At 57.9% G+C, this 10,184-nt stretch carries 7 protein-coding genes, 1 tRNA gene and 2 pseudogenes; 9 read left to right on the forward strand and 1 reads right to left on the reverse strand.

What is annotated here, in order from left to right; translation table 11 throughout:
- Nucleotides 1-215: 215 nt before the first annotated feature.
- From DFS28_RS29995 to DFS28_RS30030, 7 genes are all read left to right on the forward strand, one after another.
- Nucleotides 216-290 (forward strand) — tRNA-Gln (locus tag DFS28_RS29995).
- Between the two features lie 443 nt (nucleotides 291-733).
- Nucleotides 734-949, forward strand: coding sequence for a hypothetical protein (locus tag DFS28_RS30005; RefSeq protein WP_111452665.1), 216 nt, complete (start codon nucleotides 734-736; stop codon nucleotides 947-949).
- 263 nt (nucleotides 950-1,212) lie between these two features.
- Nucleotides 1,213-1,554, forward strand: a complete 342-nt coding sequence (locus tag DFS28_RS30010; RefSeq protein ID WP_033061727.1) for a hypothetical protein — start codon at nucleotides 1,213-1,215, stop codon at nucleotides 1,552-1,554.
- A gap of 100 nt (nucleotides 1,555-1,654) precedes the next feature.
- On the forward strand, nucleotides 1,655-2,911 hold the full coding sequence (locus DFS28_RS30015) for a TolC family protein (protein ID WP_111452666.1): 1,257 nt from the start codon (nucleotides 1,655-1,657) through the stop codon (nucleotides 2,909-2,911).
- Nucleotides 2,908-4,392, forward strand: a complete 1,485-nt coding sequence (locus DFS28_RS30020; protein WP_111452667.1) for an efflux RND transporter periplasmic adaptor subunit — start codon at nucleotides 2,908-2,910, stop codon at nucleotides 4,390-4,392. The genes DFS28_RS30015 and DFS28_RS30020 overlap by 4 nt, the downstream gene beginning before the upstream one ends.
- A complete protein-coding gene (locus DFS28_RS30025; RefSeq protein ID WP_111452668.1) occupies nucleotides 4,389-7,547 on the forward strand; it encodes an efflux RND transporter permease subunit in 3,159 nt (1,052 codons plus the stop codon). Before DFS28_RS30020 ends, DFS28_RS30025 begins: the two co-directional genes overlap by 4 nt.
- Nucleotides 7,544-7,894, forward strand: a complete 351-nt coding sequence (locus DFS28_RS30030) for a copper-binding protein (RefSeq protein WP_111452669.1) — start codon at nucleotides 7,544-7,546, stop codon at nucleotides 7,892-7,894. Before DFS28_RS30025 ends, DFS28_RS30030 begins: the two co-directional genes overlap by 4 nt.
- On the opposite strand, the pseudogene DFS28_RS30035 reads toward DFS28_RS30030, so the two are convergent.
- Nucleotides 7,890-8,303: pseudogene (locus tag DFS28_RS30035) on the reverse strand (helix-turn-helix transcriptional regulator); the annotation flags it as partial. The gene DFS28_RS30030 and the pseudogene DFS28_RS30035 sit on opposite strands and share 5 nt — an antisense overlap.
- Before the next feature lie 209 nt (nucleotides 8,304-8,512).
- Between DFS28_RS30035 and DFS28_RS30040 the strand changes: the two are divergent.
- Both DFS28_RS30040 and DFS28_RS30045 read left to right on the forward strand, forming a co-directional pair.
- A pseudogene (locus DFS28_RS30040) lies at nucleotides 8,513-8,656 on the forward strand (dehydratase); the annotation flags it as partial.
- A 31-nt stretch (nucleotides 8,657-8,687) separates the two neighbouring features.
- A complete protein-coding gene (locus tag DFS28_RS30045) occupies nucleotides 8,688-9,890 on the forward strand; it encodes an acetyl-CoA C-acyltransferase (RefSeq protein WP_111452670.1) in 1,203 nt (400 codons plus the stop codon).
- Nucleotides 9,891-10,184 lie beyond the last annotated feature (294 nt).

Here is a 10,184-nt window from a genome sequence, read left to right on the forward strand (position 1 = left end):
CGGAGAGGATTGGATCTAACCTGGATCAACAGTAAACGACTGTTTTTAAGCGAATTTTTTGTTTTTTATCTTCCCAGGCGAAGCGAAAGTTGATAAATTCCGCGCCTCTTACAGGGGGCCTTACAGGGCTTCTAGCGTAAGGACGCAGCATCTCGATGTTGCTCGCAAGCTGCAAAATCAGGAATAGAGTGCTGGGCACTCGTAGCAACAGATACAGGGGCGTCGCCAAGCGGTAAGGCAGCAGGTTTTGATCCTGCCATGCGTTGGTTCGAATCCAGCCGCCCCTGCCATTTTCCTTATACTCATTCAGGTATAACTCAGCCGGCATGCTCGAAAGCATGTATTGGCGCGTCCTCAGACCGTCACTGCGGCAATAGAATCTTCAAGCGTCCTGCTTATCTGCGCCAATATCCCACATCGATTTCATTGCAATACCGTAACCGTGAACCGCCCACTCTCGAGCGACCGCGCTATCATTCGTCTCGCGAGCGTTTGCACGCGGGATCCTATAACGTTTGACTTTGCCATTTCGGGTGAAGCGCCAGCCGTTCGCAGTCCCGGCGACAGAGTTGAGGACAATGCAGTCGAAACGGCGATTCAATGGTGATAAGTTTCGTGTCGTTAGCAAGATGTTAAAGGTGGGAAGGGCGCGCCTGGTCATGGGCTCGGATGACGGCTACAGCTTCACCGGGAAATGGAAAGACAGAGCAATGCCCCGCAGAAGGGTTACTGAATGCCGAAGAAAAAGCCGGAAAGTAAAGTAGCAGCGACGGCTACTGCTAATGAAATTGAGCGCGCGATCCAAGCCCTGAACAGAATGGCTGAACGCCTTTGGGGAGAGGGTCGAGAGATCGAGGCGAAAGCCCTCCTTGACGCCCTTGATTCTCTAAACAGGGCACTGGACCGGATCAGGATTGGCGAAAGCCGCAGGGTTGTGACTCTTCATTGAAGTCCGCCACGCACACCTTTTTGGATGTGGACATTCAATGAAAAGCCCCGCTCCACTTGTTTGGCGGAAAAAACGCTAGCGGCGACGATGACATTGTAACCCCGGAAAAATCGGCGCTCGGTGCTTGTACGAGTTCCGGTTTTTATCCGTAACGCTGGCTTAATCAAGCGATGGTGAGATCACGCTTCTTCAGCGTCTTTCAGTAGGCAGCTAAGACATTTTTCGAATGATAACCGCTGTTTTCGAAGACTACATTCCAGCCCATGAAACGCTATCTGCGGTTTTGTATCATCTTCATGATTAGCCTGGCGCTTCCCCTCAGCGGGATGGCGGGCGTTCAGGCACCGACAGAACCTTGCCCAATGAAGACGATGGGCATGGCGATGATGGACGACATGGGGATGGACTGCTGCAACGATATGAAAAGCCCTTCCGAGCACGGCAAACCTTGTAAGCCGGGCCAGGAATGCAAGACAGGCGGCATGCTGCAAGTCTCGATCTTCAAGCCTCCTGTAACCGTATTCAGCCCCGTCGTGATTTCCTTCTTCAGCGATTCCCTACCCGTACAGACCCCGTCCGGGGTATGGCGACCGCCTCGCGTTTGATTCCTGTCCCACATTGAGCCGCATTCCGCATTAGCGGGATGGACTAGCTGCGCGCACGTCTTTTTGACGCGTGCAGTGGATGATCACAGGAATCGTAAACATGAACTCCAAGTGCTATTGCACAGGCTGGTCCCTCGTGGCGGGTCTGGCGGCAAGCGTACTGGCATTGCCGAGCTTCGCTGCCGCATTGACACTCGATGACGCGTTGCGGCTGGCCGAAAACAATGCACCGTCGCTGACCGCACAAGACGCCAAAATTCAGGCTGCCAGCAGCGCGGCTATTCCCGCCGGTGAACTACCTGACCCCAAGCTACTGCTGGGTGTGCAGAACTACCCCATTGGTGGTCCGGATCGCTGGAGCATCGACCAGGACTTCATGACCATGCAAGTGGTCGGGGTCAGGCAAGAAATGCCCAACAGCGACAAGCGCAAAGCGCGCGTCGAGGTCGCCGATGCGGCCATCGATCGAGCCGCTGCGGAGCGTCGAGTTGAACGTCTGAAGGTACGCCAGTCCACGGCGTTGGCCTGGATCAGTAGCTACTCGGTTGAGCGCAAAGATGCGCTGTTCCAGGACTTCTACAAAGAAAACCGCCTGCTGACCGATACCGTCCGGGCCCAGATTGCCGGTGGCCGCGCTCAATCCGCCGATGCGGTGACGCCCAAGCAGGAAGCGGCTCAACTGGCGGAGCAACAGGACGATCTGATTCGTCAACGCGCACAGGCCCGAGCGGCCCTCAAACGCTGGATAGGCTCCGCCGCCAACGACAAGCCTGTGGGCAGCCTGCCTGAATGGCCCGTCGATTCCTCAAGCTACTCCCATAAACTGCAACATCATCCTGAGCTGGCAGCGTTTGCGCCGATGACCCGCGAAGCGCAAGCCAAGGTTCGTGAAGCCGTGTCGGAGAAGCAGTCGGACTGGAGCTGGGAACTGGATTATCAACGCCGTGGCCGTGAGTTTGGCGATATGGTCAGCGTGCAATTTTCCTGGGATTTGCCGCTGTTTCCTGACTCCCGCCAAAACCCCAAAATCGCAGCCAAACAGGCTGAACTCAGCCAGCTTGAGGCCGAGCGCGAAGCCCTGTCACGCGAGCACACCCAGCAACTGGAAAACGAACTGGCTGACTTTGAACGCCTGAATCGTGCTGTGCGCCGAAACCAGGAAAGCCTGTTGCCGCTGGCCAAGGAAAAGGTCGAACTCAGCATGGCCAGTTATCGTTCCGGCAAAGGCGATTTGAACGCCGTTGTTGTCGCCCGACGTGAACTCATCGAGGCCCGTCTCAAACAGATCGACGTGGAAGAGCAGCGAGCGCTGACCAGTGCGCGGCTGTATTTTGCTTATGGGGAGTCCAGCCAATGATCCTTAAAAAATGGAACGGGGCATTGTTGGTAGGCATCTCGCTGGCATTGGGTGTTGCCGTTGGCTACTGGTTGGCGCATCAGCGCATGAGCGGAGTACCCGCTACCGCCCCAGATCAGAGCCTCAATCCACCGGATGAACGCAAGGCCCTGTATTGGTACGACCCCATGTACCCACAGCAAAAGTTCGATAAGCCGGGGAAGTCTCCCTTTATGGACATGCAGCTGGTTCCTCAGTACGCCAGTGGGGAAGGGGATCGGGCGACAGTCAGTATCGACCCAGGTCTGACCCAGAATCTCGGTCTGCGTTTTACGACTGTCACCCGTGGGGTCTTTGATTCGAGCCTCGACGTGACAGGTGCATTGACGTTCAACGAACGTGATGTCGCTGTGATTCAGGCACGCACCACTGGCTTTGTTGAGCGGGTCTATGCCCATGCTCCCGGTGATGTGCTCAAAGCCAACGCGGCGTTGGCGGATATCCTGGTGCCGGAATGGTCCGCTGCCCAGACAGAGTTTCTTGCGCTGAGGCGCAATGGAGATGCTGACCTCTTGGTTGCGGCCCGTCAGCGTCTGCGGCTCACAGGGATGCCGCCAGCACTGATTACTGAGGTAGAGCGTAGCGGTAAGGTTCAGCCCTACCTGACGCTCACCAGTCCCATTGCCGGTGTGCTGCAAGCGTTGAACGTACGTGCGGGAATGACCGTAGCGACTGGCGATAATTTGGCACGCGTCAATGGCTTGAGCAGTGTCTGGCTAGCCGTGGCCGTTCCAGAATCGGATGCCGGATCGATTACAGTGGGGCAGGCGGTCGAAGCGCGCCTGCCAGCCTTCCCAGGGGCTACGCTCAGCGGCAAGGTCAGCGCAATTTTGCCCGAGACCAATCCGGACAGCCGCACCCTTCGTGTGCGGGTGGAACTACCCAATCCGGACGGACGCCTCAGACCGGGTTTGACGGCGCAGGTACGCCTGAACCGTTCGACCGAGCAAAGTGTGTTGTGGGTGCCGAGCGAGGCCGTCATTCGCACTGGCCGACGTGCTCTGGTGATGCTTGCCGAAGACGCCGGCCGCTATCGTCCCGTGGAGGTGCAGCCAGGGCAGGAAAGCGATGGCAAGACGGCGATCTTGAAAGGTCTGGAGGAAGGACAGAAGGTGGTTACCTCTGGCCAGTTTCTGCTCGACTCGGAGGCCAGTCTAAAGGGCATTGTTGCCCGCTCAGAGGAAGAGTCACCACCGCCCGTAGCAGCCTCCAGCTTTCATGAAGCGGTGGGGCAGATCGTTGAGATCAACGATAAAGAAGTCACGCTTGCCCATGGTCCTTTCAAGACGCTGGGCATGCCTGGCATGACGATGACGTTCCCACTCGCTAGTCCGGCGCTGATGCAGGGCCTCAAGACGGGGGATAAGGTTCGCATTGCGGTGAGCCAGACCGATGATGGTTTGCGTGTCGAGCGTCTGGATAAATCGGGGAGCCAGCCATGATTGCTGCCCTGATTCGTTGGTCAGTAGCCAACCGATTCCTGGTGCTGTTGGCGACGCTGTTTGTCACGGCTTGGGGCATTTGGTCGGTGCAGAGCACGCCCATCGATGCGCTGCCAGATCTCTCCGATGTCCAGGTGATTATCCGAACCCCTTTTCCGGGACAAGCGCCGCAGATTGTCGAGAACCAGGTGACCTATCCGTTGGCCACCACCATGCTCTCAGTTCCGGGCGCCAAGACTGTGCGTGGTTATTCCTTCTTCGGCGACAGCTTCGTTTACGTGCTGTTCGAAGACGGCACTGACTTGTACTGGGCTCGCTCACGGGTGTTGGAGTATCTGAGCCAAATACAAAGTCGCTTGCCGACCAGCGCCAAGCCGGCGTTGGGACCGGATGCGACGGGCGTGGGCTGGATCTATCAGTACGCACTGGTGGATCGCAGTGGAGGACACGACCTGGCGCAGCTACGCGCACTTCAGGACTGGTTCCTCAAGTTCGAACTCAAGACCCTGCCCAACGTTGCGGAAGTGGCCACCGTGGGCGGCATGGTCAAGCAGTACCAGGTGCAGCTTGATCCACTCAAACTGGCCAGCCTCGGTATCACTCAGGCTGAGGTGACCGAAGCCATCGGTAAGGCCAACCAGGAAACGGGTGGCGCGGTGCTGGAGATGGCAGAGACCGAGTTCATCGTGCGCGCGTCCGGCTACCTGAAGACGCTCAATGACTTCCGGGCAATCCCGCTCAAACTTGGCTCAGGTGGTGTGCCGGTGACCCTTGGCGATGTCGCCACGATCCAATTGGGCCCGGAAATGCGGCGTGGCATTACTGAACTCGACGGCGAAGGCGAGACCGTCGGCGGCGTGGTGATTTTGCGTAGTGGCAAGAATGCTCGCGAGACCATTGCGGCGGTCAAAACCAAACTCGAGGAATTGAAAAGCAGCCTGCCGGCCGGGGTGGAAATCGTCACCACCTACGACCGCAGCAAGCTGATCGACCGTGCTGTGGAAAATCTCAGCCACAAGCTGATCGAAGAGTTCATCGTCGTCGCGTTGGTCTGTGGAATCTTCCTCTGGCACCTGCGCTCATCCCTGGTGGCGATCATCTCCTTGCCTGTTGGTGTGTTGATTGCCTTCATCGTCATGCGCTACCAGGGTATCAATGCCAACATCATGTCCTTGGGCGGGATTGCCATCGCCATTGGCGCCATGGTCGATGCCGCTGTGGTGATGATCGAGAACGCCCACAAGAAGATTGAGGCATGGCACGCGGCCAATCCGGGGGAAGAACTGAAAGGGGAGCGTCATTGGCACGTTATGACCGAAGCGGCGGCAGAGGTAGGCCCAGCACTGTTCTTCTGTTTGTTGATCATTACCCTGTCGTTCATTCCGGTGTTCACGCTGGAAGCTCAGGAAGGACGGCTGTTCGGCCCTTTGGCTTTCACCAAGACCTACGCCATGGCTGCAGCGGCGGGATTGTCAGTGACCTTGGTGCCGGTGCTGATGGGCTACTGGATTCGGGGGCGAATCCCAGGTGAACAACAGAACCCGTTGAACCAGTGGTTGATTCGGATTTATCAGCCAGCCCTGGACGCAGTCTTGCGTCGACCAAAGATCACGCTGCTGGTGGCGCTATTGGTTTTTGTCAGTGCGCTATGGCCAATGTCTCGCTTGGGGGGCGAGTTTCTCCCCCCGTTGGACGAGGGTGACCTGCTCTATATGCCTTCCGCTTTGCCGGGACTGTCAGCGCAGAAGGCCGCGCAATTGCTGCAACAGACCGACCGCCTGATCAAGACCGTGCCAGAGGTTGAACACGTCTTTGGTAAAGCCGGCCGCGCTGAAACCGCCACCGATCCGGCACCGCTGGAGATGTTCGAAACCACCATCCAATTCAAGCCGCACGAGCAATGGCGTTCAGGCATGACCCAGGAGAAGTTAGTGGAAGAACTGGATCGAGTGGTACGAGTCCCTGGGCTGACGAATATCTGGATACCACCGATTCGCAACCGTATCGACATGCTGGCCACGGGGATCAAGAGTCCCATTGGAGTGAAGGTTGCCGGCACCAACCTGGCGGAGATCGATGCCGCGACTCAGGCCGTGGAGCGAGTGGCCAAGGGCGTACCCGGCGTCAGTTCGGCTCTGGCCGAGCGACTGACTGGTGGCCGCTACATCGATGTGGATATCGACCGCAAAACTGCCGCCCGTTACGGACTGAACATCGCCGATGTGCAGTCCATCGTGGCTGGCGCTATCGGCGGTGAAAATGTTGGTGAGACTATTGAAGGGCTCGCACGCTTCCCGATCAACGTGCGTTACCCGCGGGAGTGGCGTGACTCGCTCGGTGCCCTGGAGCAATTGCCGATCTATACCCCACTAGGGAACCAGATCACCCTCGGCACAGTGGCGAAGGTCAAAGTCACGGACGGTCCGCCGATGCTCAAGAGCGAGAACGCGCGGCCCTCTGGTTGGGTATATATCGACGTGCGTGGCCGGGACATTGCCTCGGTAGTCGCCGATCTGCGTCGGGTCGTCACTGAACAGGTCAAATTGCAGCCCGGCATGAGCCTGAGTTACTCAGGGCAGTTCGAATTTCTCGAAAGAGCCAACGCACGACTCAAGCTGGTGGTGCCTGCCACGCTGTTGATCATTTTCGTGTTGCTCTATCTGACTTTCGCCCGCTTCGATGAGGCCTTGCTGATCATGGCCACTCTGCCATTCGCCCTGACTGGCGGAGCATGGTTCCTCTATCTGTTGGGGTTCAACCTGTCAGTCGCCACTGGGGTCGGCTTTATCGCCTTGGCCGGCGTTTCCGCCGAGTTTGGCGTGATTATGCTGCTCTACCTGAAGAACGCCTGGGCCGAACGTGAAGACCTCGGCGACAGCACTGAGCGCGGTCTGGTGGCGGCGATTCGTGAAGGCGCCGTGCAGCGTGTTCGACCCAAGGCCATGACCGTGGCCGTCATCATTGCTGGCTTGCTGCCCATCTTGCTGGGTAGCGGGACCGGCAGCGAGGTGATGAGCCGAATCGCTGCACCCATGGTCGGCGGCATGGTCACGGCGCCCTTGCTTTCCCTGTTTGTCATTCCGGCGGCCTATCGCCTGATGCGTCGCCGGCACCTCTCAGTTGAACCCATCAACCCTCAAGGAAAAGTCGTATGAAACTGACCCTGATTGCAGTTGCAAGCACCGTATTTACGCTGTCTCTTTCGGCCCACTCAGAGGATATGCCGGGCATGAAAATGGACGGAATGGAGGGCGTGCAGATGAAGCAGGAAACAACGCAGGCTCCCGTCGCCACCGCCGACGGAACGATCAAGGCTTTCGATACTATGAAGCATACGGTGACCATCTCTCACGGTGCTGTTGCAGCGGTGCAATGGCCGCCGATGACCATGGCCTTTTCCGTGACGGAAGATCAGCTGACAGGGCTGACGGCAGGAGACCGAGTATCGTTTTCATTTCGAGTAGAGGGTGGCAGAGCGACGATTGTTTCAATAAAAAAATGACCTGTTCAACCACGGCCTGCGCGCACTCGATCAACTGCATTTCGTCACGACCAAAAGCACAGCTGGCGGTGGATCGCATCAACGACAGAACGGCCATGGCGCCGCCACCGAGGTCGACGAAAAACGCTACTTCTTCAGCCAGCCCGGTTTGCTGGTAATACGTCAGGTAATACTCGCCGAGGTAGAAGTGGTCGGGTGCGAATTGACGTAAACGCCACAGTCCCGGCGCTTACCCGCGAGTGCATGCCAGGTAGAACGGATCCAGCAAATAGGGCCCGCACTGATAGTCATCGACATACACCGCACGCTTGTCGGCGGCGAAGGTGTCGAACAGTGCCAATGGCCGATGATTGCCTTCGTAGACGAACAGAACGGGGAGGTGTTTGAACTTCGACAGGCTCAAATCGATGGATCGGCCTCGGCATCGCCTATTCAGACTAGACCGCCCTGACAGTTTACTCGTGCTCCCCCGGCACCAAACTCGAAGGCCAGAGGGGTGTTGCTTCATGCTTGTCTGGCCAGCGACTACAGTTTCTACATGACCGGCGAGGAGTTGTCGGTGTTCAGCCTGAGGGCTTGAACATGCCGCGTATTTTCGACGCGTCCTTCGCCTTGATCCGCTCAAAGCGGCCGGCGCAATTGATGGCGGTCGAAGAGGTCAAGGGCGGCGTTCAGGCGACCATTCGCGTCAGCGTTGAAATCGACGGCGAGGAACGTCCCGGCTGTGTGGTCGACACCATCAGCCGTTACTACCTCGAGTGAACCCTTTGGCAGAACATTCGAGAAATCGAGCATGAAAGAAGCCGTCATCGTTTCGACCGCCCGTACCCCGATCGGCAAAGCCTTTCGCGGTGCATTCAATGACACCGATGCCCCGCAACTCGGCGGTCACGCGGTGCGCGAAGCCGTGCGTCGCGCCGGCATCGAGCCAGGCGAAGTGGACGATGTGATCATCGGCGCGGCGGCGCAGCAGGGCACGCAGTCTTATAACGTGGGGCGTCTGTGCGCGATTGCCGGCGGTTTGCCGACCTCCGTCGCCGGGATGGCCGTCGAGCGCCAGTGTTCATCGGGGCTGATGAGCATTGCCATGGCCGCCAAAGGCATCATGTGCGACGAAATCGACATTGCCGTGGCCGGTGGCCTGGAGTCGATTTCACTGGTGCAGAACAAGCACAAGAACCTGTACCGCAACCAGTCCGACGCGGTGATCGATCTCGATCCTCACGCCTACATTCCGATGATCGAAACCGCCGAAATCGTCTCCGCACGCTACAGCATCTCCCGCGAGGAACAGGACGAATACAGCTATCAGAGCCAGGTGCGAACCGCGCTGGCCCAGAGTAATGGATTGTTCGACCGTGAACTCGCGCCGCTGACCAGCCGCAAGGCGATCTTCGACAAGGCCAGTGGCGAAACCCGCTTTGAGGCCGTCACCTTGCTGCGCGACGAATGCAACCGCATCGACATCACCCGCGAAAGCCTGAGTGCGCTGGAACCGGTGTGGCCGGGCGGTCAGTGGAGTGAAAAGGGCCGCTTCATCACGGCCGGCAACGCTTCGCAATTGTCCGACGGCGCTTCGGCCTCGGTGTTGATGAGTGCCAAATTGGCCGAGAAGCGTGGGCTGGAGCCGTTGGGAATTTATCGCGGGATGGCGGTCGCTGGCTGTAACTCCGACGAGATGGGCATCGGCCCGGTCTACGCCATCCCGAAACTGCTCAAGCGCCATGGCCTGACCGTGGACCACATTGGCCTCTGGGAGTTGAACGAGGCGTTCGCCTGTCAGGTGCTGTATTGCCGCGACACCCTGGGCATTCCTCCCGAATGTATGAACGTCAACGGTGGTGCGATTTCGGTGGGCCATCCTTTCGGCATGTCCGGTGCGCGGATGGTCGGTCACGCGTTGGTTGAGGGGCAGCGCCGCGGTTTGCGTTACGTGGTGGTGAGTATGTGCATCGGCGGCGGCATGGGTGCCGCTGCACTGTTCGAGGTGGTCTGAGTGGTCAGGGCACAACAGATTCAAGCTACTTTAAGGGGGATCAAGCACTTGGTGCTTAGTCCTGTTTCTTGTTTTGGGGCTGCGCAAAACTATCCAGGGACTTCGGGATTTCCAATCCCTCTATATAGAAGGATTCGTTTTGTTCTTCTCTATAGAGAAGAAACGGGCTGTTTTCCGGCGCTCTGCAAGTGTTTGATAGAAAGCGTAATTAACGGTTGACGGCAGATTCTGGAAGTCTATAATTCGCCCCACTTCCGGCGCAGTCGAAACGGAAAACTCCTTGGTAAACAATGA

The sequence above is a fragment of the Pseudomonas sp. 478 genome (genome assembly GCF_003254125.1).
In the GTDB taxonomy this organism is placed as follows: Bacteria; Pseudomonadota; Gammaproteobacteria; order Pseudomonadales; family Pseudomonadaceae; genus Aquipseudomonas.

Bases quoted from the DNA above. Each gene is read 5' to 3' on its own strand.
- DFS28_RS30005 (WP_111452665.1), top strand. From the start codon at position 734: ATGCCGAAGAAAAAGCCGGAAAGTAAAGTAGCAGCGACGGCTACTGCT.
- DFS28_RS30010 (WP_033061727.1), top strand. From the start codon at position 1,213: ATGAAACGCTATCTGCGGTTTTGTATCATCTTCATGATTAGCCTGGCG.
- DFS28_RS30015 (WP_111452666.1), top strand. From the start codon at position 1,655: ATGAACTCCAAGTGCTATTGCACAGGCTGGTCCCTCGTGGCGGGTCTG.
- DFS28_RS30020 (WP_111452667.1), top strand. From the start codon at position 2,908: ATGATCCTTAAAAAATGGAACGGGGCATTGTTGGTAGGCATCTCGCTG.
- DFS28_RS30025 (WP_111452668.1), top strand. From the start codon at position 4,389: ATGATTGCTGCCCTGATTCGTTGGTCAGTAGCCAACCGATTCCTGGTG.
- DFS28_RS30030 (WP_111452669.1), top strand. From the start codon at position 7,544: ATGAAACTGACCCTGATTGCAGTTGCAAGCACCGTATTTACGCTGTCT.
- DFS28_RS30045 (WP_111452670.1), top strand. From the start codon at position 8,688: ATGAAAGAAGCCGTCATCGTTTCGACCGCCCGTACCCCGATCGGCAAA.